Origin of the sequence: Campylobacter sp. MIT 99-7217, assembly GCF_006864365.1 — a bacterium.
Classification (GTDB): Bacteria; Campylobacterota; Campylobacteria; order Campylobacterales; family Campylobacteraceae; genus Campylobacter_D.
In genome coordinates this window covers 22,171-47,429 of sequence record NZ_QHLJ01000002.1, presented here as the reverse complement: position 1 = coordinate 47,429, position 25,259 = coordinate 22,171, and the positions used below count along the sequence as shown (strand labels likewise).

The window sequence follows — 25,259 nt, the reverse complement described above, 5'->3', positions numbered from 1 at the left end:
CTGAATTATTCTTTCAAAGCTTCTTTCAAACGGCTGCTAAATTGATATTCATCTAAGCGTTGATAATTTTCATAAAAGTTTTGATGATATAAATCAGCTTCAAAAGCTTTGTTTTCATCATTTAAACTTTCTTTATCCCTGTAGAAAAAGCCCTGTTTGCTATCTTTTAAATAAATTCCTTTTTGAGTGATGAACAAATCACTATTAAAGCCAAATTCAAGCCTTTCATTTTGTGGTTTTGCTAGCATATTTTTACCTCCAAGACTTAAAAACTTAACCTCGCTTAAGCTTAAAGCATATAAGGTTGCAAAGATATCTTTGTGAGAGCCGATACGAGTTTTATCATAGTAAAGATCCTTTTGCAAAGCCTTTGGGATATAAAGATAAAAAGGCACAGAGTAAGTTAGGGCTTTTTGCGTGTTAAAATCCGTCTTAAGCTCTCTTTGGCGGTGATCTCCTGTAGCTGCTATGATAGTGTTTGAGGCTAGTTTTTCATCTTTTTTTATCAAGCTTAAAAACTTGCCAAATTCATTATTTGCGTATGCAAAGGCTTGTAAAATTTCTAAAGCATTGTTTGTTTTGGGTGAGTAAGTCCTTTCAAGCAAAGCCTTTGGCACAGCTTTTTCATCAAGCAGAGCATAAGGGGTTTTGTTATAAGGTGGGTGATTTGAAATGCTAAGAGCGATGATAAAAAGCCTTTCCTCGCTATTTTTTAAAAGCTCATAAATTTTCTTATACATATACTCATCGGCTACGCCGTATCCATTTGCACTTTCTTTTGCGCCCTCGTATTCACTCATCAAAACCACCTCATCGATGATCTCATCAACGCCTTGGGCTTTTAAAAAATTGCCCACATTTTGCCAAGCCTCATTTCCAGCATAAACAAAAACAAGCTTATAACCAGCATTTTTATAAATTTGCAAAGGCGTATCCTTAAGTCTTAAATTTTGATACCTTGAGCTTGCAATTTGTGCCTTAGGACTTAGAAAAAGAAGTCTTGAAAATGAGGGCATAGTGCCGTTTTCGCTCGATAAAAAGCGTGTAAATAAAAAATCTTGCTCAAAATGCTTTTCAAGCTCGCCTAGCAAATTCACCTCATTTTGAAAGTCTAAGGCTGCTAAACCAAAGCTTTCCATTATATTTAGCACCACATGAGGTTTAAGCCTTAGGGCAAGTTCGTTTTTAGGGCTTGTTTGATAAAGAGGAAAAAGCTCTTTTTGTAAGTTAGCCCCTTCCTCATCGCTGATAAAATTTATCTTTTCATCATTTTTATACTGCTTTAATGCCCATGAAAAAGCTAATATGGGATTAACAGCGATTTCGTTGATAAGTGGGATTTGGTGGAATTTATAATTAAAAGCATTCATTGAAACATGCTTGTAAGGACCTCTTAACGCTATGATATAAAGGGCTATTAAGCCTAGGTTAAAAAGGATCAAAAAAGAAAATTTAAGCCTTAAGGGCTTTAAATCAAGCCTTAAAATTTTATGATTAAGCCATGCACAAAAAAGGCTAAAAATAAGGGCAAGAAAAAGTAAAAGCAAAATAGGATAATCACTCCAAATGATCTTAAGCAAGGTGCTTGTATCATCATCTTTAAGCCCAAAGATAAAAATATCAATCTTGTTTTGATACAAGGCAAAATAATAATAATTAATAAAGCAAAAAAGTATATTTAAAAAGGCAAAAAGCCCTATATAAAAAGAGCTTGCGTAAAGATAAAAATGAGTGATTATCCTACTTTGATATCTTATTTTTGTTTCAAAAGGCTTTAAAAATAAAAGTATAAAATAAATCAAAAGCAAAGGCAAAAAGCCACTTGCACAAAGTCTTATATCATGAAAAGCACCAGCTAGAGACATTTTGATAAGATCTTTTGTATTTAAAAGCTCATTTTGAGCAAAGCCTATCATAAAGGCTCTTTGCAGGGCAAAAAGTGCTATAAAAACAAGGCTGAAAACTAGAATTTGAAGTAAAATTTTCCTCATCTAAGTCCTTTTTGACTTGAGCTTTGAAGAGCTAAATTTAGTGTAGTTAAGTTTATCCTTAGCAAAGATAAAAGCAAAAATCAAAGCTGGAAGCACAAAAAGAGCTGAAAAAAGGGCATTAAACTGCACTCCAAAGTTCATTAAAACAAGTCCTCCAAGCCATGAAGCAAGTGCTATGCCTACATTAAAGGCAGCCTCATTGACACTTACGGTGCTATCTATAAATTTATGACTATGTCTTTTGGCTTTTGCGATACTTAGCATTTTAAGTGAGGGTATAGTAGAAAAGGCAAAAAAGCCTATCAAACAAATGCTTATAACAATACCTATCTTAGAATACATAGCCGGCTCAACGCTTAAAAAAGAAAGCATTAAAAGTAGTAAAATCACTCTTAAAGAAAAAACAGCACCAAATTTATCTGCCATTTTTCCACCCCATAAATTCCCAAAAATAGCACAAATTCCATAAGCAAGTAAGATATAAGCAGTATCTTGCACTCTAAAGCCACTGATTTCAACCAAGAGTTTTTGGATATAAGTATAAAGGACAAACTGAGATCCACATGAACAAATCGTGATCACATAGGTTTTAACTAAATTCTTATGAGAAAAGGCTGGAATCAAACTTTTAAGGCTGGTTTGAATAGAGTTTAAATTTTTTGGCATCATTCTTAAAACCCCTATAAAGGCTAATAGAGTGATGATAAAGATGAGCAAAAAGATAAATTTAAAGCCAAAAAAATGCCCGATAAAAGTCCCCAAAGGAACTCCGGTAACCAAAGCCACAGTTAATCCCGTAACCATAACAGCCAAAGCACTTGAGCGTTTATCACTTGGTGCTATGGCGGTAACTGCAAGTGTGGCGATCACAAAAAATACCCCATGCTGAGTACCTGCTATAAAACGCATAAAGGCTGTAAGATAAAAATTTGTGCTAAAAAATATCACTAAATTCACAAGTGCAAAGATTCCTAGGTTGATCAAAAGCTGAGTATGGCGATAAAAGCGACTTAAAGGTATGGTAACAAGTGGCGCACCAATGACCACGCCTATGGCATAAAGAGTTGTGAGCCAGCCTGCAGTTTTTGCATCGATATGAAAATAATCTTGCACATCAACTAAAACCCCAGCCATTACAAATTCAGTAACGCCCAAGGCAAAGGAGCTTAAGGCTAGGGCGAAAATAGCTTTTTTATAATCTTGCATTTTTTCCTCTATGATAACAATTTCAAAGCGAAATTATAAATTCTTAGCCTTAATTTAATGTAAAAATTAATATGATTTTAGAATTTAAAAATGGTCTTTTTGCCACTGAAGTTTTGCTTTAAGGCTTGTGTTATCAGTCATTTTAGCATAAAGCATTTCTAAAGAAAAGCATTTTGCATTGCCAAGTTTTGCAAAAGGAAATTTTTGATGATATATCTTAGTTTGCTTTAAATTTGCTTCTTTAAAGCTAGCTTTGATTTGCAAGCCCTTAAGTGTAGCTATAAAACTATCTTCGGCGATATTTATGGCTATGTTTGGATTAAGCCTTGCAAGATGAATGTGCTTAGTATTTTCGTGTGAAGCTATGATAAAGGCAAAATTTTCTTCATCAAAAGCATAAAAGGCATTAGCGATATAAACGCCGTTTTCATCTTGCATAGCCCATGATAAAAGACGCATTTTTTGTATATAATCAAGTATTTTTTGAGGCATTTTAGCCAGCATAGTGATAAATAAACTGCGAAATAATATATAAAATACCCAAAAACAAAGCACCAGCTAAAACACCGCCATGTCTTGCCTCACTTTTTTCTTGATCTTCATAAATTTGCATACGCCCGTATTCATCAGTGTATGATTGTAATTTAAGGTGATTATCTTTAAAAATGCAATACAAGGTATAAAACACACCAGCAACGCAGATTAAAACACTTAAGCCTGAGAGTATATAAAAGGCGTAAATTTCAAAAGTTGAGGTGATATTTTTCGCCAAAGGCTTAAAAAATCCATTGATATAAAAGGACATCACACCACCAAAAAAGATTAAAGCAAACAAGTCTTTTGGCAAATAAGGAAATCTTTTGCACATAAAAAAGCTACAAACGCCCACAAAACTTAGAGTCAAAGGTATAAGCCTTTCGTAATCTTCAAAGCTTTTAAACTCAGGCACGAAAGCGATAAATTGTTCAAATTCTTTCTCATTTGTAGGGAAGTCAGCGATCAAATCAAGCCCAAAGTCCTTTAAGCTTTTATAAAACAAAAATATATAAAGGGGTATAAGGATATTTTGTCCATTGATCTCATCATCTTTAAAATAAACAACGATGATAAAAGAAGCTAAAATGAGTAAGCTATAAAATTCGACACCTATGACAAGCTCGATCACCCAAGATATAGCAAGGGCAAAAACGCATAAAAAGGAAAATTGTATCCAAGGGCGGATAAGTGGCATAAAAGGTGTGCTAAAGAAGCGAAGTAAGCCAAAAGCAATACTCATAGCTACAAGGACAAGAAAGATACCAATAGGTAAAAAAACAAACATAAATTACCCTTTAAAAGCTCCTAGTTTTAGTATTTTTTGAACTCTCATAGCGACAAGTTCTCTTTTGTCTATATTTTCAAGTTCTTCTAAGGCTTGAGAAACATAGTTTGCGATATTTGCAGCAGCCTTATCTTTATTTCTATGAGCCCCATTAACAGGCTCATCAATCACATCATCGATTAAGCCTTGACTCTTAAGATCATTTGCTGTTATTTTCAAAGCTTTTGCAGCTTGCTCGCTCTTGCTAGGATCATTCCAAAGTATAGCAGCGCAGCCCTCAGGAGAAATCACGGAAAAAACGGAGTTTTTCATCATCGCTAGCTTGTCAGCCACGCCAACAGCCAAAGCTCCACCACTTCCACCTTCTCCTATAACTACAGCTATAGTAATGGTTTTTAAATCACTAAGTTCGTATAAATTTGTAGCAATAGCCTCGCTTTGTCCTCTTTCTTCAGCACCAATACCCGGATAAGCACCCGGAGTATCAACCAAAAATAAAATAGGAATTTGAAATTTCTCGGCAAGTTTTGCCACTCTTAAAGCTTTTCTATATCCCTCAGGGTGAGGCATACCAAAGTTTCTAGCAAGCTTTTCTTTTGTTCCTCTGCCCTTTTGTTCGCCTATGACGATGAGTTTTTTACCACCTAAATACCCAGCAAAGCAAACAATGGCAGGATCATCTCTAAAGGTTCTATCTCCGTGAATTTCATGAGCATCACTTAAAATACTTTGTATATAATCAAGTGCGTAAGGACGATCTGGGTGTCTTGCAAGTTGTAAGCGTTGAAAATCACTTAAATTTTTATAAGTTTTAGAAATCTCTTTTTCAAGATTTTTTTTTAGGATAGCTACAGCATCGCTATCGCCTTTGATTTGTGCATTAAGAATAGCCTCGTCAATTTGCTCTATATTTTTTTCAAAATCCAGATAAGAAGCCATACTAATCCACTTTTTTAAAGATTACACAACCATTTGTTCCGCCAAAGCCAAAGGAGTTGCTCATTGCTACTTTTATATCTTTTTTTTGTGCAGAATTTGGAACATAATTTAGATCGCATTCTTCATCTTTACTGATTTGATTGATAGTTGGAGGAATGATACCCTTATCTAAAGCCATAAGACAAATCACCGCTTCAATAGCCCCAGCAGCTCCCAAACAATGTCCAATTTGCCCCTTTGTAGAGCTTATCAAAGGAATATCATTTCCAAAAAGTTCTTTGATCGCAGCAGTTTCGTTTTTGTCATTTGCTGGAGTTGAAGTTCCGTGTGCGTTGATATAATCAACCTTTATATTTCCAGCCATTTTAAGAGCTTTTTTCATAGCTCTTAAAGGACCTTCAAGAGTAGGAGCTGTGATGTGGTTAGCATCCGCACTTTCACCATATCCTACAAGTTCGGCATAAATTTTAGCCCCTCTTTTTACAGCATCTTCGTATTTTTCAAGTATTAAAGCACCTGCACCCTCGCCCATAACAAAGCCATCTCTTTCTTTATCAAATGGACGAGAGGCTTTTTTTGGATCATCATTTCTTGTTGATAAGGCTTTCATGGCGGCAAAACCACCTATACCCACAGGGCAAATGGCTGCTTCAGCACCGATAACAAGCATTTTACTTGCATCGCCTAAGGCTATGCTTTTGTAAGCTTCGCCAATAGCATGAGTTCCTGCTGCACAAGCTGTTACACAGGCTAAATTTGGACCCTTAAGCCCATGTTCGATAGAAATAACACCACCTAGCATATTTACAAGAGCAGAGGGAATAAAAAAAGCAGATATGCGTCTAGCACCTTTATCAAAGCAGGTTATAGAATTTTTTTCTATATTTGGCAAGCCTCCTATACCAGCGGCCGAAACTATACCAAAATCTTCTCTATCAAAGTCTTCAGGAAGTTTAGCTTCCTTAATCGCGTCCCTTGCAGCCTTAATGCCAAGCTGTATAAAGCGATCAAGTTTTTTAACCTCTTTAGGATCGATAAATTCTAGGGGATCAAAGCCTTTAACTTCAGCAGCGATTTGCACAGGAAAGTCATTTGTATCAAAAAGTGTGATCTTATCAACACCACTTTCGCCCTTACAAATATTTTCAAAAGAACTTTCTTTATCTAAACCTAAGGCATTGATCATCGCAATACCTGTAACTACAACTCTTGCCAAGTTAGCTCCTCAATGCAAAATTAAAAAATTATTTTTTAAGATTTTCTATATAGCTAACCACATCTTCTATTTTTACTAATTTTTCAGCATCACTATCTGGAATTTCTACGCCAAATTTTTCTTCCAAAGCCATGATCAGCTCAACAACATCTAAAGAATCAGCACCCAAATCTTCGATAATTTTAGATTCCATCTTAACAGAATCTCCATCAACACTTAATTGCTCAACAACAACAGCTTTTACATCATCAAAAGTTGCCATTTTTTCTCCTTGATAAAATTAAATTAAACGATATTCTACAATAAAAAACTTAAAAAATAACCTTGTGTAAATATTTTTTTATATATTTTTTTCATAAGAGGCTTTTTTAAGTAGCTTATAAACGAACTTAGATTAGAATTTAAGCTTTATTTTAAATTTGGAATAAATATAGATGAAAAAGGCTTTTATTTTTGCTTGCGTTTGCTTTTTTGTCGTTTTTTCTCTTAGCTTTTATAAAGAAAATGACATAAAAACAGCAAAGACAAATTTAAATTTTGCAGTTACGACACAAAAAGCTCTTGAGTTAAGCTTTGATGAAATACTCATTAAAAATTCAGAAAAATCAGCACATTCAAGCTCTTTACTAAGATTTAAAGAAGGCATCTTGCTTGTCTTTTTTGCAGGCACAAAAGAAGGGGCTAAAGATGTTAGAATTTACAAGAGTTTTTTAAATGCTGGCAAATTTGATGAACCAAAGGCGATTTTAAGTGCAAAAGATCTTTCTTTGATGAGCAAGAAATTTATCAAAAAACTTGGCAATCCCGTGCTTTTTAAGGATACAAATGAAAGAGTACATCTTTTTGTCGTGGGCGTTAGCCTTGGAGGCTGGGCAACGAGCAAGATTTATCAACTTCGTTTTGATGAGAGCTTAGAAAAGCTTGAGTTTATCGGCGAGCTAAAGCTTTCAAATTTGGCTAATTTTTCTCATCTAGTAAGAACTCCAGCACTTGCTTTGCAAAACTCAGGCTTTGTTTTGCCATTTTATCATGAACTTGCGGATAAATACGCTTTGCTTGGGTATTTTGATGACAAGGCGAGGCTAAAATTTACACAAAGGCTAAATTCTTTAAAATCCCAGCTTCAACCAAGCATGATAGCCACAAATTCAAACTCTTGCCTCATCTTTTTTCGCAACCACAAAGCTTATGAAAATGACGCTTTTATGCAAAGCTGTGAAAATCCTGAGCAAATCATCAAAACAAATCTCAAAAGTTACGACACTTCAAGTGTTTTGTTTAGCTTTGATTTTGAGGGCAAAAAACGCATTTTGCTTGTCCATAATGATGCAGGCAAAAAGATGCCAAGAAAAAGCCTTTCTTTGTATTATCTTACAAATTTAGAAAATTTGACAAATGAGGCTCATTTTACAAAGCTTTTTACCATCAAAGAAGCTGATGAGGTAAGCTATCCAAGCGTGAGTTTGGACGAGAAAAATGCTTATTTAAGTTTTACCCTTGATAGAAAAAATATCCTCTTCAAACGCTTTTCTTTAGAGAGCCTAAATAGCCTTATAGAAAAGCTTGAGCAAGGAGTGAGATGATGTTTGGAGTGTTTTTGCTTTTTCTTGCCTTGTTTTTAGCTTCGTTTAACTTTATACAAAAAATTTGGCTTAAATATATCTTAGTTATTAGCTTTTTAGCGTTATTTTGTCTGCCCTTATATCAAAAAAATCATTCTGTAATCAATCTTTGGTATTCTTTTTTCGATGCACCTTGTATTTTAAGCATACTTTTGCTTTTGTGTTTTATTTTAAGAAAAATGCTTAAAGATTTTCATACAGGCTTAAAAATCACTCATTTTTTAGAACAAAATGCTTTAAATTTAGCCTTTTGTGTGGTAGTTTTTGTTCTTGGCTTGATTTTATTTTTAGGAGAGCTTAATCTTATAGGATTTGATCTTTATCACTCTAGCTTGATGTATCAAGGCATGATTGTGTTTATTTTTGTGATGATTTTGTATTTGATAAAGCCTTTTTATGGAATTTTAGCCCTTTTAAGCCTTGTTTTTATGATAGGCGAAAAAACGGCTTTTGATGTCTTAATCGATGTGTATTTATGGCTTTTTTCTTTGATATTTTTGGTGCTAAAAGGTTTAAATAAAATAAAATTAAGGCTTAGAAAATGAAACTTTCTTTTAAACAAATTTTGATTCATTCTTTTATCTTTTTTATCTTTTTGTATTTTGTATTTTTAAGCTTAAGGCTTGTTTTTATCTTGTATATTCAAGGAAGCATTCATTTAAATGTTGATTTTTTCACAAGTTTTTACAATGCTTTTAGATACGATGGGCAAATTATCGGCGTTTTGGTGCTTGGATATTTTTTACTTTCTTTGTTTTTAAAGCAAAAATTAGTCCGAATTTATGCTTTTTTATGTATTTTCATCACTTGCTTTGTCAATATTGCTAATATCGGCTTTTATGAAATTTACAAAGATGTTTTTAATGCAACGCTTTTAGGACTTATCTTTGATGATCAAATGGCGATTTTAAAAACGGGCTTAAGTGGGGAGTTTAACCTCAGTATAAAGGTGCTTTTGTGGCTTATTTTAAGCTTTGTTTTTTATGCTTTATTTTTATTTTTGCTCTTTTTGGCTCAAAAAATCTTTAAGGCTCGTTTTATAAATTTAAGCAAGCTTAAAAATTTAGCTCTTTTTTTGTGTCTCGCCCTTTGCTTACTCTTTGCTATCAATGGACAAATAGGACTTAAAGGCATTTCTTTAGGAAAAGAGCTTGTTCCAGTGAGCGATACTTTTTTAAGGCAGATCACGCAAGGTGCTTACAGGGATTTAAACTATGTTTATAAATCTTACGCACAAATTTCAAAGTCAAGTTTTCAAAACTATATCGATGAAAGTCCTATAAAAACAGCTTCTAATTTTTTCAATCTCAAAGAAAATGACTTTAAAACGCTAAATTTACATGATTTGCTTCAAAAAGAGGTTCAAAGCTCAAAAGATACAAAAATCGATCATATTTTTTATATCGTGGCCGAAAGCTTTAGTGCTTGGCATTTTGACGAGGAATTTAAGGAGATGAATCTAACAAGTGAGCTTTCAAAAATGATTGATTTACAAACTGCCTTTTGCGTGCCTATTTTTATCCAAAATGCAGCCTCCACGATAAAAAGTCTTGATGTACAAATCAGCGGACTTTATCAAATCGAAATTCCGCTTAATCTAAGCGTAGGCAAAAGCCCTGTATTTAACACTTCAGCAGGTTTTATCTTTAAAAGCTTAGGCTATGAAAATAATTTTTACTACGGAGGCTCTGGAACTTGGCAAAAGCTTGACAGCTACACGCTTTCTCAAGGTTTTGATCAAATTTTTTATAACACGCATGTTATTGATTTTGCTAAAAAACAAGGATTTAAAGCACCTTTTGAAAACGCTTGGGGTGCTTATGATCATTATTTGTATGAATTTATCAAGGCAAAAAGTTTGGAAAATGCAGGCAAAAAAACCTTTTCTATGATCATGACCACCTCTTATCACCCTCCTTATGATCTGCCTTTAGAGGATTTTAATGTGCCTTTTGAAAGCATAGATCAATTTTTACAAAAACATGATGAAATAGCTGATAAAACAAGGGCTAGAAAGGTTTTTGCGCATATTTATTATCAAGATAAAATGCTTGCAAAATTTATCAAAGAAACTTCAAAAGCCCTTCCAAATTCCCTTTTTGTCATCACAGGCGATCATTATGATAGAGAATATCCTTTTAAAACAGATAGTGCTATCTTGCAAAATCAAATTCCTTTCATACTCTACGCACCAAATTTAAAGCCAAAAATGACCTCAAAGCTTGGCTCTCACATCGATATCGTGCCTACCATAGTCGAACTTGTCGCACCAAAAGGCTTTAAATACGAAAGCTTTGGTTATCCTCTTTTTTCAAACCAGGCTTTGCCTAAAAAAGATTATGTTTTAGGGTATTTTGCCGTTGCAAATGAGAGATTTTTAAACAATGGCTATAAAAACGAGTATTTTGAAGGTGAGCAAAGTTTGCAAGATGATGAGAGCTTAGCCGAGCATTTGTTAAGACAGCTTAAAAGAGCCAAGGCTTTGAGCTGGTGGATTTTTAGAAATGGTTATGAGATAAAAGATGATTAAGCTAGATTTTGAAGAATCGCACTTCCCTCATCACTAAGCTTTTTGCCTCTAAAATATGCTTTTGCAAAACTTATGATAAGAGCATGAAAAATTTGATAAAGTTCATAAAGTTCAAGTTTTTTTCCTAAGAGTTTACAAAGCTCATTTTGTTCATTGCTGATCCCGCTTTCAAAAAATTCCCTTAATTCCTCATAGCTTTCAAATTCGTATCCTAGTGCTAAAGCAAGGCGGTTTGTGTAGCTATCAACGACAAGAATTTCTTTATTGCAAAGATAATTTAATATCCCATCAGCACTTTCAAAACCTAAGCCCTTGATATTCAAAAGCCACTGCCTACTAACTTTTGCCTTGAAATTTTGTAAATTTTCAAAATCTCTTAAAATAGCCTCGCATAAGCCTTTGATCCTTTTTGCCTTGGTATTATAAAAGCCACTTGCCTTGATGAGATTTGCAAGCTCGGTATTTTCTAGTTTTAAAATGTGTTCTAGGCTTGTGATTTTTGCTGATCTTAGGCTTTCTAAGGCTTTTAAAACATTTTTCCAATTTGTATTTTGCGTTAAAATCACAGAAATCAAAAGCTCAAATTCACTCAAACCCTTATTTTCAAACCAGTCAAAGTCCTTGAAGTTTAAATTTAAAGAGCATAGAAGCTTGAAAATATCACTGCCTTGCATTAGCTTTCCTTTTGTCTAAGATAGTTTAAAATGCAAGAAAGCACATCATCATCGTCCTTGCTATTTGCTTTGATGAGAAATTTTTCATCATTTAAATTTGTAAATTGTATATTTGCTTCAAAATTACTGATCAGCTTAAAGCGATCCTTGCTTAAAATTTTGATGATGATAAGTTCTAGGAATTGTTTTGTGTAAGTATCAAGTTTGCCAAAGCGATCTTCTATCTCGCCTTCTATTTCATATACGCTATTTACGCTTTTGCATTTGCTAAGTCTTTTATAAAGCTCAAGTCTTAAGCGATCTTCGCTGATTAAATCGCTATTTAAAAAGGCATTGACATTGAGTTTTAGTTCGCATTTTTGTTCTAAAATTCGTTTTTTGCTTAAGGCATTGAGTTCATCTTCAAGCATTTTAAGATAAAGTCCATAGCCAACTTGTTCGATATGCCCACTTTGATCAACCCCAAGTAAGTTTCCTCCACCGCGAATTTCAAGATCATGATAAGCAAGTATGCTTCCTGAACCTAAGAAAGAGTTGCTTTCAAGGCTTACAAGGCGTTTTAGAGCATCTTTTGTGATCGCATTTTTATCTTCTATCAAGAAATAACAATACCCCTGTTTATCGCTTCTTCCTACCCTGCCTCTTAGTTGGTGCAAATCAGCCATTCCAAAACGATCTGAATTTTCAACGATGATGGTATTGACATTTGGAAGATCAATACCACTTTCAACTATGCTTGTGCATAAAAGTAAGTCGTATTCTTTGTTTTCAAATTTAAGCATTTGCTCTTCTGTGGTCTTAGAATCAATCTTTGAATGCAAAATGAGTATTTTCAAGTCTTTAAACAAGGATTTGAGATATTTTTCGCATTCTTTTATACTAGCGATGTGGTTGTGAATATAAAAAATTTGCCCACCACGGCGAAGCTCCCTTGAAATAGCTTCTTTGATCAATGCATCATCACTTTGCTTTACAAAGGTTCTTACATCAAGTCTTTCAAGCGGAGGCGTGCTTAAAATGCTGTATGACTTGATAGAGCTTAGGGCTTGATTTAAGCTTCTTGGAATAGGCGTAGCTGACATTGAAAGTAGGTGTGAATTTTGAGTAAATTCTTTAAGCTTTTCTTTTTGTTTGACACCAAATTTATGTTCTTCATCGATGATAACAAGGGCTAAATTTTCACATTCCACATTTAAAAGTGAGTGTGTTCCTATAACAACGCAAGGCTTTTTAAGAGCAAGATTTTCTAAAAGGCTTTTTTTATCCTTTGAGCTTGTGAAACGATCAAGCTTAAAAACTTCTATATTAAAGGGTTCAAAACGATTTTTAAGTGTTTTAAAATGCTGATGTGATAAAAGCGTGGTTGGCACGAAAAAAAATACACAAAAACCACTTTTAATAACAGGGAATATCGCATTCATGGCGATTTCTGTTTTTCCAAAGCCCACATCACCACTTAAAAGCCTATCCATGACCTTGCCACTTTCAAAGTCCTGTAAAATTTCTTCTATACTTTTTTCTTGATCCTCAGTATAGACAAAGCCAGCACTTTGAGAAAATTTAGCCTGCATAGCATAATCAATCTTTATATCTTTGGGTTTGATTAAGGCTCTTTTTGCAGCCATTGAGATAATGGAATTGGCAATGGCAAAAAGTTTTTCTTTTAATTTTTCTTTAAGTTTTAAAAACGAACCCTTACCAAGCTTATCAAGTATGGGAACATTACCGCTTGCACTTAAAAATTTATCGATCATATATAAATTTTCAACAGGAAGCAAAAGCTTGTCATTGTTTTGATAAAGTAGGGCGACAAATTCTTTTTGCACCCCAGCTATTTTAATCATCTCAAGCCCCAAAAACTTGCCTACACCATAATCTTCATGGGTTACAAAATCCCCCACTTTAAGCTCATCAATGAGTAAATTTGCTTTTTTGCGAAAAGTTCTTCTTTCCTTTGTATTTAAAGAAAGTATGATTTCATCTTTGCTGATGAGATTTATACGAAGTTCGCTTTGTTTAAAGCAAATATTTATGTCAAGCTCTATGCCTTTTTGCTTGAGCAAGGCTTCATTTCTAGCAAGGATAGTAATCTTTTTATCCTTATGAAAACTAAAAAAATCCCTCGTATAAGAGCTTTGCAAGTCCTTATAAATCTTAGCTTCGGGGATAATTTTTTTATTGATAAAAGAAATATCCCTTGAAAACTCTTCTTGGACAAAAGCTTTTATAGACATAAAATCAAGGCTTAAATAATCAAAAAAATCATCAATGCACCAAAAACCAAGCGAGTTAATATCGCTAATAAGGCTTTGATTTTGCCTTTCTTCGAGCTTGTTTTGAAAATCAATAAAACCTTGTTTGGAAAAATTTGATAAAAAGGGGCAAATTTTAATGCTTGAAAGTTCTTTGGGTATGGATTTTTGTGTATTAAGATCAAAATATCTTATACTTTCAATCTCATCTTCAAAAAGTAAAATTCTAAAAGGATTTTCTTCATTGATAGCAAAAATATCAATGATTTCTCCCCTAAAAGATACCTCAGCCCTATCTTGCACCATATCTACAAATTCATAGCCCAAGCGTTCAAATTCATCTTTAAGTTCGTTGAGCTTAATTTGTTGATTGAGATTTAAATTAAGATTTTTAAGATGATTTTTACCCGGAAGCTTATTGAGTATAGTTTTTATGGGACTGATGAGAATTTTGGCTGAGTCTGTTTGATGATAAGCATTTAAAACCTTACAAATTTCAAAAAGTTCCTTTGAAAAAGGTTTTAAATCATCATTAAACTCAGCTCTAAAATCCGGCAAAACAAAGGTTTTTAAACCTTGAAAAATACTCACTTGTGCAAGTAAATCAGCCTCTTTATCGTCTTCACAAAGCACAAGCTCGCATTTTGTTTTTTGTAAAAATTCGTAAAGATTGGCTTGCATTTACAGCTTAGTCTTGAGCGTTTTCTATTAGATTGATTGTATTGTCATCTTTAAGTTTGCTGTTACCAACAAATCTCCCACCGCTTTCAATGGCGATTTGCTTGATAATGATATTTCCATTGACTAAGCCGCCTTCTAAAATTTCAAGAACATTTGTTTCAAGCTCTCCTTCAAAAACACCACTTACAATAACCTTATCAGCGTTAAGCTGTCCTTTTAAGACGCCATTTTTGCCGATAACAACTTGACTTTGTGAATTGATCACACCACTGATTTCTCCATCTAAATGAAGCATGGAATTAAAATAAAATTGTCCTTCAATCCTAGCGCCCGAAGAAATTACTGTTGTTTCTGAGACGCTTGAGTTGATATTGCTTTTATTAAAGATTGCCATGGTACTCTCCTTTCTTGATTAAAAAATTTATCCATGTTTTTGCGAGTCAAATTTAAAAAATATAAAGGTTCTAAGGTTTTATTTATAAAACGCACTTCATAGTGCAAATGAGGTCCAGTGCTTACGCCTGTATTGCCCGTATAGCCTATGAGTTGTCCTTTTGTTACAAATTCCCCGGGCTGAACCACATCTTTTCTTGTCATGTGAGCATAAACGGTTTTAAAGCCAAAATTATGCACCAAAATAATCATATATCCATATCCATTGCTATTATACGATGAAAACTCAACAACCCCATTTGCAGGAGCATAAATAGGCGTTCCAATGGGTGCTCTAAGATCAATACCTGAATGAAATTCTTTTCTATTTAAAACAGGGTGATCCCTCCAGCCGTAATTTCCCGTAATGCCTCTGTTTTCTATGGGATAGCCATTTGGAATTTGAAGTAAAACTCCAATTTGTTGTTCGTTTGTTAGATTAAGCTTATCAAGTCTAGCATTAAGGGTGAGATTGTTTTCGCTATCAAGACCAAGCTGCTCTTCAAAAAGGGCTATTTTATTTTCTATGAGCGAGTATTCCTCAGCTTTTTTGGCTACGCTTTCTTGCATTTTTTCATTAGCTTTTTCAAGTTCTTTGCTTTTTTGGATCAGATCTTCTCTTTTGTTTGAAATTTCAGTAACTTTTCCATTGAGATAGTCAATATAAAAGGCTGAGAAGACTAAAAATGCCAAAATAAAGAGTATGGTATATAAGGCGACTTTTTTTATGATTTGTGATAAATGAAAATGCCTTGAACCATTAACATCTGTTATGGTAATTGTAAATTTATGAGCTTTTAGTTTTTTCAATATAGCCTCTTAAAAAATTTTCAACCAAAACAAAAGAGCCAAATACTAAATATTTTTCATTTTTATCAAATGTTTGAAACTCTTCGCATTTTATTTCAAGCTCTTCGCAAGCTTGCTTGATCGTTTTATTGGCGAGTTTTCTTTCCTCGCTTTTATAATTGTAAATACTAATTTTAGCAATTATAGGCTTTAATTTTCTTAAAATTGAAAAAATATCTTTATCCATAAAGGCATTATAGATTAAAACCACCTTTTCTCCACTTAGTTCATCAGCTAAGGCTTGAGCGGCCATTTCGTTATGTCCCACATCGATATAGATATTTTCAGCTATTTTTTCACATCGTCCTCTTAGATCAAGTTTTCCAAGCCTTTCAAGAGCTTTTAAGCATAGTTCTTGTCCTAGCATTTGATTTAAGCTTGCACAGGCAAGCAAGAGGTTGTGTTTTAAAAAAGCTACTAAGGGGTATTTTTTTTGATAAAGATGAACGCCTTGAAGTAAATTTTCATTCAAGCTTTCATTGAGAAAAGAAAGTTTTGCATTTTTTAAAAGAGCGATCTTTAAAGCAAGATCAAGGGTAATTTGTTCTTGTTCATGCGAAATAATCGCTTCTTTTGACATAACTTTGAGCTTGGTTCTTGAAATTTCTTTTAAACTAGAGCCCAAAATTTGCATATGATCAAAACCAATTTTTGTAAAAATGCTAAGTCTTTTTTCAAAAAGAGAGGTAGCATCGTATTCTCCTCCAATGCCTGCTTCAAAAATAACAAATTCACATTCTTCAAACATAAGAGCTGCTAAAAAGGTTGCGTATTCGAAATAACTAAGTTTTTCTAAGTCATCTTTAAAGATATTTTTTAGCTTTTCGTGTGTTTTATTTAAAAGCTCATCACTAGCAATTTTGCCATTAAAATAAAATCTTTCGTTAAATTTAAAAATATGAGGACTTGTATAATGTCCCACCTTAAAGCCAAGACCTAGTAAAAGCTGAGTTAAAAAGCGTCCTGTGCTTCCCTTGCCATTTGTTCCTATGATATGAATGATAGGTTTTAGTTTAAAATGCTGTTTGTATTTTTCAAAAAATCTAAAGGCTCTAAAGCGATCTATTTTATCGTAGTTTTGGCTTTTGGTTTCTAAGAAAGCAAGAAAGGTTTTATTCATTTTCGCTATCTAATTTTTTTAAAAGCTCTTTATAGATATTAAGATGAGGATAGCTTTGTTTGTCCATAAAAAAGCTTTGAATTCTTGGCACAACGACTTCTTGTTGATAGATGAATTTATAATTTTCTATACTTGTAATGTTTCTTTGAACTAAATTAATCACCTCATCATAGCTTTTGTTACGAATGATAAGCATGAAAGATTTTTCATCAACAATCCAAAGCTCATCAAGCTCACCACAGCTGTTTTCAAGGATAGTTTTTAAGCGAGTAAGAATTTCTCCTAGGTTGATGATGCCGTATTTTTCTATAATGAAATGATAATTGCTCACGCTAAACAAGCATAGAGCATAGTTAAGCTTATAAGATAAAAATCTTTCATCAAGTTTGAGGATTTCTTTTTCTAAACTCCATTCTTGTCTTTGTTTTGGATCATTTGTGATTTTAATTTGAGCATTAATAGCATTAATTTTTTCATTAAGCTCCATAAATTTGGATTTTATATCATCAAAACTGAGCTGAATATCTTCTTTTTTATGATCAAAACCATTAACAAAGTCGATATTTTTTTGATTGATATTTTGAAGCAAATCAAGCATTTGGTTAAGTTTTAATAAATTTTGATTAAAAAAACTTAAATTTTTTTGCACAAAGATCATATCCGCAGCAATTCTTTTATTGATATATTCTAGTAAGATATTTTTAAAATTTTTATCTAAAAGCTTACTTGGTTTGTCTTCAAGATTTTTGGCAAAATTATCAATGAGTTCACTTTGAACTAAGGAAGGTTTCATGCAAGCTGCTAGCAAGCTTGCAAAATACTCATAAGATCTTAAATCAAGCTGGGTTAAAAGTTTTTTTATGGTCGAGTTAAAATCCTCATTTTTAATGCCGTATTTTTTAAGCTCTTCTTCAAAATCATTATTTTCATAGTTTTTTTGAAATTCTTGCCATTTTTTTTCGAGCAAAAAAATCATTTCAGCATCCATAGTTTTAGAAATTCGACTTAAGCTTAGTGAAGCCATATCTTTTATTTTCTTATCTTTGCTAACAAGCAAAGCCTTTAGGATCAAATTTAAAGGCTCATAAAAGCTTGAAACCTTTTCTGTGCCTTGTCTATTGAGTAAGGAGATCAAAAAACTTAAAAGCTCATCTGTATTTTTGAAATTTCGATTTTTTAAATTTTCTTGATAAGCTGGAATAAGTAGATTTTTAAATTTTTCAATCTTTTCCTTTGTCCCACCGCTATAACCCTTTTTAGAGCTTAGTTCCTCAAAAACTTCAGAGTAATTTTCAGGGGTTGGTTTAAGTCCTCTTTCATGTAAAACAATGAGTGTTTGTTTTGCAAGTTCGCTAATATTTGACATTTTGTTGCCCTTTGATCGCTAAGACCGAAATAAATTCATCAAAAGCTTCACTTGATGCTGTTCTTATGGCTTCAAGTCTCGCGGTATCACTGATGACGCTATTTGGGGAAATAGCAAAATCATAGCTTCCTGTTGTTTTAATGCTTTCATCTTGTTTATCTTTAAAGCTCACATAAAATTCAAGTTCAAGTTTAGCCTTATAGCCTATAACATAGCCATTTTCATCGTAGATAATAGGAGTAAAACTTAGATTATTCATTTCAACCCTTATCGTATCATCAGCTTCTGATTTTAAAGCTGGGGTTTTTCCAAGTTTATTTAAAACGACCTCTCTTAAGGTATCCACGACGAAAATACTATTTTGAGGATCTTGCTGGTTGATGATGACTTCTACATAAATTTTATCATTAAAAACATTGCTTGAGATTTTACTTGTTGGGGCATAGCCACAAGCACCGATGTAAAAAAGTAAAAAGCTCAAGATTACAATTTTCATTTTACAACCAAATTTACAAGCTTTTTTTCAACATAAATTTCTTTTAAAAGTTCCTTGCCCTCAAGCCATTTTTTAACGCTTTGCTTTGCTTCATTGATAATTTCATCTTGGCTTAAATGAGCATTTATTTCAAGTTCGGCTCTTTTTTTACCATTGATACTCACACCTATGCTAAAGCTATCCTTGATAAAAACTTCATCTATAAGCTTGATTTTTTGGAAATTTTCACACCCAAAGAGCCTATTTGAAAGCTCATAAGCAATGTGCGGAACTATGGGTTCTAGTAAATTTAAGATGATATAAAAGCCCTCAAGTTCTAAATTTTCATTTTTAGCTGCGTTCAAAGCATTTAGTGCTTCCATGCAAGCAGCAATGAGGGTATTAAGAGCAAAGCTTTTCTCAAATACCTCTTCACCTTTTTTTGCAGCTTCAAAAACCTTTAATCTCGCATATTTTTCTTCTTTATTTAGTTTTTCTTGGACTATACTTTCAAGCTTTTTGCCCTCAAGCTTCAAGGCTCTATCCCAAAGACGGCACAAAAAGCGATAAGCTCCCTCAAGTGCATCATCATTCCAATCAAGTTCCTTTGCAGGAGGCGCTGCAAAAAGTGTGAAAAGCCTTGCTGTATCTGCTCCGTATAAGTTGATGATAAAATCAGGTTCTACGACATTGCCCCAGCTTTTACTCATTTTTCTGCCGTCTTTTAAGACCATTCCTTGAGTTAAAAGTTGATCAAAGGGCTCATCATTTTTTAAATATCCAAGATCCCTTAAGGCTTTTTGAAAAAATCTTGCATACAAAAGATGTAAAATGGCATGTTCTATACCACCTATGTATTGATCGACCCCAAGCCAATACTCGGTGCTTTGTTTATCTAAAGCTACTTCTTGCCAAGTATCCTCATCGCTTGCAAAGCGAGCATAATACCAAGAACTTTCAAAAAAAGTATCTAGGGTGTCTGTTTCTCTTAAGGCATCTTTTCCGCACTTAGGACATTTGCAAAGCTTCCAAGTTGGGTGTTTTTCTAAGGGATTGCCCTCTCCGGTAATAACAATATCTTCAGGCAAGGTAATGGGTAAATTTTCTATCTTTTCACTTACTATACCACAATCCTTACAATGCACCATAGGGATAGGACAACCCCAATATCTTTGCCTTGAAACCCCCCAATCTCTAAGCTTATAGTTAATAACGCTCTTTCCAAGCCCTAATTTTTCAAAGTGAGCAATGATCTTTGCTCTAGCTTCATTGCATTCAAGATTATTAAAGATATCACTATTGATTAAAATTCCATTTTTTTGAGTATAGGCTTCATTTTCCTTAGCATCTTTTGAAGAAATGACTTTTTTGATTTCTAAGCCATATTTTAAAGCAAAGTCATAATCCCTCTCATCATGAGCTGGCACAGCCATAACAGCACCGCTTCCATAATCAGCCAAAACAAAATTTGCTACCCAAATAGGTATTTTTTCCTTTGTGAGGGGGTGAAGTGCATAAATTCCTAAGAAATAGCCCTCTTTATCATTCATTTGTCTTTGTTTTGGGCTTTGATTTTGTATAGTTTTGATAGCCTGCGTGGTTTTTTCATCAAGGGCATTGTTTTTAAGTAGATTAGCAACAATTTCATGCTCTGGTGCTAAAGCCACATAAGAAACCCCATAGATCGTATCTGCTCTTGTTGTAAAGACCTCAAATTTATCCACAAAACTTTGTTTTTTTGCCTCCTCATCAAGTTCAAAAGCAAGTTCAAGCCCAAGGCTCTTGCCTATCCAATTTTCTTGCATAATTAAAACTTGATTTGGCCACTTATTTTCAAGTTTTTTAAGATCCTTTAAAAGCTCCTCAGCGTAAGCAGTTATCTTGACATAGTATCCGGGCATTTTCTTTTGGATAACTTCATGCCCACAACGCCAGCATTTTCCATCTTCAACTTGTTCGTTTGCAAGCACGGTTTGATCTGTTTCACACCAGTTAACTAGGGCTTCTTTGGTATAGACCAGCCCTTTTTCAAGCATTTTAATGAAAATTTCTTGCTCAAATTTCGTATATATAGGATCAGAAGTAGCAAGGATCTTTTTTCTTGAAAAGCTAAAACCCAAAGAAAAAAGTTCTTTTTTCATGTAGTCTATATTGTCATAGGTCCAAATTTTAGGGTGAATTTTATGTGTGATAGCAGCATTTTCAGCAGGCATTCCAAAGCTATCAAAGCCTATAGGATGCAAAACATTATAACCCATTTTTCTATAATGCCTTGCTAGAGCATCGCCTATGGTATAGTTTCTAACATGCCCCATATGTATGCGTCCGCTTGGATACGGAAACATAGATAAGATATATTTTTTGGGTTTGGTGTAGTCTTTGCTTGGTTCAAAAGCTTTATTTTTAAGCCAAATTTCTTGCCATTTTTTTTCTATATCTTTTGCTTTATATCCCATTAAATGCTCCCTTTTTCGTATAAGGCTCTTTGTTTAGCTGCTTCTTGTTTGCGTTTGATTTTATCAAGTTCTTTTTGTCGGTAGTGATCAATCTTGAAATTAAACCAAAGAAGAGCAGGGCTTGCAACAAAAATCGAACTTAAAGTTCCAGCTATTATACCTACTATCATAGCTAAAGAAAAACCTTCTATCATAGAGCCACCAAAAAAATACAAGATCACAACAGTGGCTAAGGTAAGCCCTGAGGTAAGCACTGTTCTTGAAAGGGTAGCTGAAACGCTTTCATTGATGATAGGGGCAAGATCGCTTTTCTTGCTCGTTTTGACCCCCTCACGAATTCTATCAAAGATGATGACAGTATCATTTAAAGAATAACCAAGCACAGTTAAAACAGCAGCTAGGGTGTCTAAATTAACATCGATTTTAAGCAAGGAAATCGCTCCAAGTGTGATCAAAACATCATGCATAGTTGTTAGGATAGCTGCCATGGCAAAACGCCATTCAAAACGAAGTGCTATATAAATGAGTATAGCAATCAAAGAAACGCTAATCGCCATAAAGCCTTTATTTTTAAGCTCATCTCCAACCTTTGGTCCTACGACATCAACACGGCGAATTTCAAAATGACCTGTATCTTTTAAAAGTTCGCTGATCGTATCGCTTATATTTTCGTTTATATTGTCATTTGATCCTAAAAAGCGAATAGTGATCTCATCATCGCTTCCAAATTCAGTAACACTTAAATTTTGAAAATCCCCACCAAGTTCGAGTTTTTCTCTGATCTGCGGTATAGGAGCTTTTTCTTCATACTTCATTTGTATGAGGGTTCCTCCACTAAAATCAATACCATACTGCAAACCACGATCAAATAAAAGCCAAATACAAGCAAGGACTAAAAATCCGGTAATTGCGTAAGCGCCAAAACGCATACGCATAAAATCATAAACTTTTTTCTCGCTAAAAAACTGCATTAAATTTTTCTCCTATATCCAAACCAAAGTCTTGTATTTGCACTCTTCATCATTTTAGCCATAAAAAGATCAAACATAGCATGAGTTCCCCAAATAGCTGTTATCATACTCACAACTATACCTATACCAGTTGTTACGGCAAAGCCCTTTACAGCTCCTGTTCCATAAGTATAAAGTGCTATAGCAGTAACCAAAGAAGTAATATTTGAATCTATAATCGCACTCATAGCATGCTTATAGCCATCTGCTACACTTTGTCTGATAGACTTACCCTCTCTTAAAAGCTCTCTAATCCTTTCATTGATGATTACATTTGCATCTACTGCCATACCAACTGTTAAGACAAGACCAGCCATTCCGGGTAGAGTTAGTGTCGCACCAAAAAGTGCCATTACAGCAACGACAACCAAGATATTAACCACAAGGGCTAAATTTGCAAAAATTCCAGCTATGCCATAATAAATCATCATAAACACGACAATAGCAATGCTAGCACCTATAAGAGCAATCATAGACTTTTCTATACTATCACTTCCTAAAGATGGTCCTATGCTTCTTTGTTCAAGCAATTTAACAGGAGCGATCAAAGCCCCACTTCTTAAAGCTACAGCAACATCTCTTGCCTCATTTGGTGTGAAATTTCCGCTAATTTGCCCACTTCCTCCACCAATTCTTTCATTAATCCTAGGAGCTGAATAAACCTTGTTATCAAGGACTATAGCAAGGCGTTTGCCTACATTTTTTTCGGTGTAATCAGCAAAGATTCTTGCTCCTTGAGAATTGAGTGTAAAATTGATAATAGGGGTATTTTGATCTTGAGAAAAAGCCACCCTTGCATCGGTAAGTGTTGAGCCGTCAAGAACAGGGATAGCTTTTAGGGCGTATTTGATATTTTCATTTTTTGCATCAGCTAAGATAACATCTCCATAAGCAGCGGCTGAAGCTTGGCTTAGAGTTTGTGCCATAGGCATTCTTGCTTCATCTACTTCCATGAGTTGTAAATGAGCTGCTTTTGTAATCCTTTCTTTAGCGATTTGCTCATCTTCTTGAGTTTTGATCCCAGCAAGCTCAACCAAGATCTTATCATCTCCTTGTTTAGCTACTGTGGGTTCAGCAAGTCCAAATTCATCAAGGCGGTTTCTTATGGTTTCTACTGCTTGAAGAAGGGCATAATCATAAGTAGCCTTAGTTTCAGCTGCACTTAAAGCGATACTATAATGCATGTTTTCATTTTTGATCTCTAATCCTTGAATTTCTTTTAAAACAGCATTGATTTTTTCGACATCTAAGTTATCAAAAAGCCTAAAATCAATACTTGTATCACTGATTTTGAGTTCATCGATGATGATATTTTGTTTATTAATCTCATAATTAAGTGCTGAAGCTATGGATTTGATCTTGGATTTTACAGCCTCTTCATTATCAACGCCTAAAAGCATATAAAGTCCACCTTGTAAATCAAGTCCAAGATTGATTTTTTTGCCCTTTTCACTTTGCAAAAAAGAAGGTAGTGAAAAAGCCACTCCAAAGATTAAAACAAGGGCAAATACCCAAAATTTATAAGTGATTTTTTTATCAGTCATTGATTTTCTTTGCTATAAATTCTTTTGAAATTTTTGCCATAACATTCTCATCATTAAGCTTAACTTTGATAAAATCCTCTTCGGGTTTTACTACTTCACAGATAAGTCCGCCATTAGTGATGATTTTATCACCTTTACTAAGCTCTGAAATCATTTGTTTGTGAGCTTTGGCTTGTTTTTGTTGAGGTCTTATCACCAAGAAATAAAAAATCGCAAATAAAACGATCAGAGGTAATAATGAGGTTAGCATTGAATTTTGTTCCATTTTCTTTTCCTTTTTTTAAAAAATTAAACCCTAATTCTAACATTTTTAAAATAATAAAAGCCTTTACTTGTGCATTTTTCATTTCAAATTCTATATATTTGTCTTTTTTGGAAAATATATTTTTCGAACTTTTTTCAGTTTTTTTTGCTATCTATGGTTTCATTTTGCTTTTAAGAAGTGATAAATTTGGATATTTTTGGACAGGATTTTTTATTGGCTTGCTTTGGTTTTGGTGGCTTAGCCTTTCTTCTATTTATTTTGGCTTAACTTATCTTGTGCCTTTTGAAATTTTAGGGGTTGGGCTGGTTTATGGGATTTTATTTCGAATTTGTTATGCTTTTAAATATGATTTTCTAAGACTTACAGGTATTTTTTTACTTTCATATCTTCATATTTTGGGATTTGATTGGCTAAATTGGGGAATTTTAACGAGCTTTGGTGTCTTTGAAAGCTCTTTAAAGGGTGTTGTTTGTATTTTTCTCATCGCTTATTTTTATCATGAAAGATATATTTCAAGATATTATAAAATTGCTATCATTTTAGGACTTTTTTATCTTGGTATTCAACTTAAAGATACTCCTTATGAGAGTTTGAATGTAGATTACAAGCTTATTCATACAGATATTTCTCAAAGTCAAAAGTATTTTTATGAAAATATGCAAAAAAACTCAGATGATTTGATTGCTGAAATTCAAAAGGCAATAGAAGAAAAAAAAGAGCTTGTGATTTTACCTGAAAGTGCTTTTGCTTTTAATTTAGAAAGAGATTTTGATGGGCGATATTATGCTATTTTACAAGAGCTTTCTTATCAAATTTCTATCGTTGTCGGTGCATTTAGCGAGCAAGATGATAAAGTTTTTAATAGCACTTATGTTTTTGAAAAGGGTAGGGATAAAATTTTAAATAAATACTATCTCGTGCCTTTTGGAGAAGAAATTCCATTTTTTAAAGATACTTTTAGAAAATATCTGATGCCAAATATGGCTGAGTTTTCAAGAGGAGAAAGGCTTAATACTTACACCATACATGATCAAAATATTACTAACGCCATTTGCTATGAAGCAAGTAAGGAAGAGCTTTATAAACAAAGCAAAATTATCGTGGCTATTTCTAACAATGCATGGTTTGATGGCTTCGTTGAACCAAGTTTGCAAAAACTTTTAATGCGTTATTATGCTAATAAATATGCAGTAAGTATCTATCATGCAACAAATGGAGAACAAACAGCTATCATTACCCCAAAACAATCCATAGTGAAAAAATACACACTTGAAGCAAAAGACAAAATTTTAGCATTGTTGAGTTAGAAA

Annotated in this window: 22 protein-coding genes; 4 read left to right on the top strand and 18 right to left on the bottom strand. The window is 33.6% G+C overall.

Going from position 1 to position 25,259, the window contains the following annotated elements; all coding sequences use genetic code 11:
* Positions 1–5 precede the first annotated feature (5 nt).
* From DMB92_RS02070 to acpP, 7 genes are all read right to left on the bottom strand, one after another.
* Positions 6–1,991, bottom strand: coding sequence for an LTA synthase family protein (locus tag DMB92_RS02070; RefSeq protein ID WP_142681395.1), 1,986 nt, complete (start codon positions 1,989–1,991; stop codon positions 6–8).
* On the bottom strand, positions 1,992–3,197 hold the full coding sequence (locus DMB92_RS02065) for an MFS transporter (RefSeq protein ID WP_142681394.1): 1,206 nt from the start codon (positions 3,195–3,197) through the stop codon (positions 1,992–1,994).
* 84 nt (positions 3,198–3,281) lie between these two features.
* Positions 3,282–3,689: a hypothetical protein gene (locus DMB92_RS02060; RefSeq protein ID WP_142681393.1), complete on the bottom strand. Its 408-nt coding sequence runs from the start codon at positions 3,687–3,689 to the stop codon at positions 3,282–3,284.
* A 1-nt stretch (position 3,690) separates the two neighbouring features.
* Positions 3,691–4,518 (bottom strand): hypothetical protein, encoded by an 828-nt coding sequence (locus DMB92_RS02055; RefSeq protein WP_142681392.1) that lies wholly within the window; start codon positions 4,516–4,518, stop codon positions 3,691–3,693.
* 3 nt (positions 4,519–4,521) lie between these two features.
* Positions 4,522–5,457: an acetyl-CoA carboxylase carboxyltransferase subunit alpha gene (locus tag DMB92_RS02050; protein WP_142681391.1), complete on the bottom strand. Its 936-nt coding sequence runs from the start codon at positions 5,455–5,457 to the stop codon at positions 4,522–4,524.
* A gap of 1 nt (position 5,458) precedes the next feature.
* Positions 5,459–6,673 (bottom strand): beta-ketoacyl-ACP synthase II, encoded by a 1,215-nt coding sequence (locus tag DMB92_RS02045; protein WP_142681390.1) that lies wholly within the window; start codon positions 6,671–6,673, stop codon positions 5,459–5,461.
* A gap of 28 nt (positions 6,674–6,701) precedes the next feature.
* Positions 6,702–6,935, bottom strand: a complete 234-nt coding sequence (gene acpP, locus DMB92_RS02040; protein ID WP_142681389.1) for an acyl carrier protein — start codon at positions 6,933–6,935, stop codon at positions 6,702–6,704.
* A gap of 172 nt (positions 6,936–7,107) precedes the next feature.
* On the opposite strand from acpP, the gene DMB92_RS02035 reads away from it, so the two are divergent.
* Genes DMB92_RS02035 through DMB92_RS02025 form a run of 3 tightly spaced genes read left to right on the top strand, consistent with a single transcriptional unit; the run spans position 7,108 to position 10,825 of the window.
* A complete protein-coding gene (locus DMB92_RS02035) occupies positions 7,108–8,256 on the top strand; it encodes a sialidase family protein (RefSeq protein WP_142681388.1) in 1,149 nt (382 codons plus the stop codon).
* Positions 8,256–8,840, top strand: a complete 585-nt coding sequence (locus DMB92_RS02030) for a hypothetical protein (protein WP_142681387.1) — start codon at positions 8,256–8,258, stop codon at positions 8,838–8,840. The genes DMB92_RS02035 and DMB92_RS02030 overlap by 1 nt, the downstream gene beginning before the upstream one ends.
* Entirely contained in the window at positions 8,837–10,825 is a 1,989-nt protein-coding gene (locus DMB92_RS02025; RefSeq protein ID WP_142681386.1) for an LTA synthase family protein, read from the top strand. Before DMB92_RS02030 ends, DMB92_RS02025 begins: the two co-directional genes overlap by 4 nt.
* Here DMB92_RS02025 and DMB92_RS02020 read toward each other — a convergent pair.
* From DMB92_RS02020 to yajC, 11 genes are read right to left on the bottom strand one after another with little or no spacing between them, the layout of a single operon-like run.
* Entirely contained in the window at positions 10,822–11,499 is a 678-nt protein-coding gene (locus DMB92_RS02020; RefSeq protein WP_142681385.1) for a 3-methyladenine DNA glycosylase, read from the bottom strand. The two genes, DMB92_RS02025 and DMB92_RS02020, sit on opposite strands and share 4 nt — an antisense overlap.
* Positions 11,499–14,432: a DEAD/DEAH box helicase gene (locus DMB92_RS02015; RefSeq protein WP_142681384.1), complete on the bottom strand. Its 2,934-nt coding sequence runs from the start codon at positions 14,430–14,432 to the stop codon at positions 11,499–11,501. Before DMB92_RS02015 ends, DMB92_RS02020 begins: the two co-directional genes overlap by 1 nt.
* A 7-nt stretch (positions 14,433–14,439) precedes the next feature.
* Positions 14,440–14,826: a polymer-forming cytoskeletal protein gene (locus DMB92_RS02010; protein WP_142681383.1), complete on the bottom strand. Its 387-nt coding sequence runs from the start codon at positions 14,824–14,826 to the stop codon at positions 14,440–14,442.
* Positions 14,772–15,674, bottom strand: coding sequence for a M23 family metallopeptidase (locus DMB92_RS02005; RefSeq protein ID WP_142681382.1), 903 nt, complete (start codon positions 15,672–15,674; stop codon positions 14,772–14,774). The genes DMB92_RS02010 and DMB92_RS02005 overlap by 55 nt, the downstream gene beginning before the upstream one ends.
* Complete coding sequence (locus tag DMB92_RS02000) at positions 15,652–16,833, bottom strand: Mur ligase family protein (protein ID WP_142681381.1); 1,182 nt, start codon at positions 16,831–16,833, stop codon at positions 15,652–15,654. Before DMB92_RS02000 ends, DMB92_RS02005 begins: the two co-directional genes overlap by 23 nt.
* Complete coding sequence (locus DMB92_RS01995) at positions 16,826–18,199, bottom strand: hypothetical protein (protein ID WP_142681380.1); 1,374 nt, start codon at positions 18,197–18,199, stop codon at positions 16,826–16,828. Before DMB92_RS01995 ends, DMB92_RS02000 begins: the two co-directional genes overlap by 8 nt.
* Positions 18,186–18,695: an LPS assembly lipoprotein LptE gene (gene lptE, locus DMB92_RS01990; protein WP_142681379.1), complete on the bottom strand. Its 510-nt coding sequence runs from the start codon at positions 18,693–18,695 to the stop codon at positions 18,186–18,188. Before lptE ends, DMB92_RS01995 begins: the two co-directional genes overlap by 14 nt.
* Positions 18,692–21,130, bottom strand: a complete 2,439-nt coding sequence (gene leuS, locus DMB92_RS01985; protein WP_142681378.1) for a leucine--tRNA ligase — start codon at positions 21,128–21,130, stop codon at positions 18,692–18,694. Before leuS ends, lptE begins: the two co-directional genes overlap by 4 nt.
* Positions 21,130–22,101 (bottom strand): protein translocase subunit SecF, encoded by a 972-nt coding sequence (secF, locus tag DMB92_RS01980; protein ID WP_142681377.1) that lies wholly within the window; start codon positions 22,099–22,101, stop codon positions 21,130–21,132. Before secF ends, leuS begins: the two co-directional genes overlap by 1 nt.
* Positions 22,101–23,684 carry a protein translocase subunit SecD gene (gene secD, locus DMB92_RS01975; protein WP_142681376.1) on the bottom strand — a complete coding sequence of 528 codons (1,584 nt, stop codon included), beginning with the start codon at positions 23,682–23,684 and terminating at the stop codon, positions 22,101–22,103. Before secD ends, secF begins: the two co-directional genes overlap by 1 nt.
* The gene (gene yajC / locus DMB92_RS01970) at positions 23,677–23,949 is read right to left on the bottom strand and encodes a preprotein translocase subunit YajC (protein WP_142681375.1); all 273 of its coding nucleotides are present in this window, start codon (positions 23,947–23,949) and stop codon (positions 23,677–23,679) included. The genes secD and yajC overlap by 8 nt, the downstream gene beginning before the upstream one ends.
* Here yajC and DMB92_RS01965 point away from each other — a divergent pair.
* Positions 23,922–25,256, top strand: a complete 1,335-nt coding sequence (locus tag DMB92_RS01965) for an apolipoprotein N-acyltransferase (RefSeq protein WP_142681374.1) — start codon at positions 23,922–23,924, stop codon at positions 25,254–25,256. The two genes, yajC and DMB92_RS01965, sit on opposite strands and share 28 nt — an antisense overlap.
* The last annotated feature ends 3 nt before the right edge of the window (positions 25,257–25,259 follow it).

Bases quoted from the DNA above. Each gene is read 5' to 3' on its own strand.
- DMB92_RS02070 (WP_142681395.1), bottom strand. From the start codon at position 1,991: ATGAGGAAAATTTTACTTCAAATTCTAGTTTTCAGCCTTGTTTTTATA.
- DMB92_RS02065 (WP_142681394.1), bottom strand. From the start codon at position 3,197: ATGCAAGATTATAAAAAAGCTATTTTCGCCCTAGCCTTAAGCTCCTTT.
- DMB92_RS02060 (WP_142681393.1), bottom strand. From the start codon at position 3,689: ATGCCTCAAAAAATACTTGATTATATACAAAAAATGCGTCTTTTATCA.
- DMB92_RS02055 (WP_142681392.1), bottom strand. From the start codon at position 4,518: ATGTTTGTTTTTTTACCTATTGGTATCTTTCTTGTCCTTGTAGCTATG.
- DMB92_RS02050 (WP_142681391.1), bottom strand. From the start codon at position 5,457: ATGGCTTCTTATCTGGATTTTGAAAAAAATATAGAGCAAATTGACGAG.
- acpP (WP_142681389.1), bottom strand. From the start codon at position 6,935: ATGGCAACTTTTGATGATGTAAAAGCTGTTGTTGTTGAGCAATTAAGT.
- DMB92_RS02035 (WP_142681388.1), top strand. From the start codon at position 7,108: ATGAAAAAGGCTTTTATTTTTGCTTGCGTTTGCTTTTTTGTCGTTTTT.
- DMB92_RS02030 (WP_142681387.1), top strand. From the start codon at position 8,256: ATGTTTGGAGTGTTTTTGCTTTTTCTTGCCTTGTTTTTAGCTTCGTTT.
- DMB92_RS02025 (WP_142681386.1), top strand. From the start codon at position 8,837: ATGAAACTTTCTTTTAAACAAATTTTGATTCATTCTTTTATCTTTTTT.
- DMB92_RS02020 (WP_142681385.1), bottom strand. From the start codon at position 11,499: ATGCAAGGCAGTGATATTTTCAAGCTTCTATGCTCTTTAAATTTAAAC.
- DMB92_RS02015 (WP_142681384.1), bottom strand. From the start codon at position 14,432: ATGCAAGCCAATCTTTACGAATTTTTACAAAAAACAAAATGCGAGCTT.
- DMB92_RS02010 (WP_142681383.1), bottom strand. From the start codon at position 14,826: ATGGCAATCTTTAATAAAAGCAATATCAACTCAAGCGTCTCAGAAACA.
- DMB92_RS02000 (WP_142681381.1), bottom strand. From the start codon at position 16,833: ATGAATAAAACCTTTCTTGCTTTCTTAGAAACCAAAAGCCAAAACTAC.
- DMB92_RS01995 (WP_142681380.1), bottom strand. From the start codon at position 18,199: ATGTCAAATATTAGCGAACTTGCAAAACAAACACTCATTGTTTTACAT.
- lptE (WP_142681379.1), bottom strand. From the start codon at position 18,695: ATGAAAATTGTAATCTTGAGCTTTTTACTTTTTTACATCGGTGCTTGT.
- leuS (WP_142681378.1), bottom strand. From the start codon at position 21,130: ATGGGATATAAAGCAAAAGATATAGAAAAAAAATGGCAAGAAATTTGG.
- secF (WP_142681377.1), bottom strand. From the start codon at position 22,101: ATGCAGTTTTTTAGCGAGAAAAAAGTTTATGATTTTATGCGTATGCGT.
- secD (WP_142681376.1), bottom strand. From the start codon at position 23,684: ATGACTGATAAAAAAATCACTTATAAATTTTGGGTATTTGCCCTTGTT.
- DMB92_RS01965 (WP_142681374.1), top strand. From the start codon at position 23,922: ATGAGGTTAGCATTGAATTTTGTTCCATTTTCTTTTCCTTTTTTTAAA.
- yajC (WP_142681375.1), bottom strand. From the start codon at position 23,949: ATGGAACAAAATTCAATGCTAACCTCATTATTACCTCTGATCGTTTTA.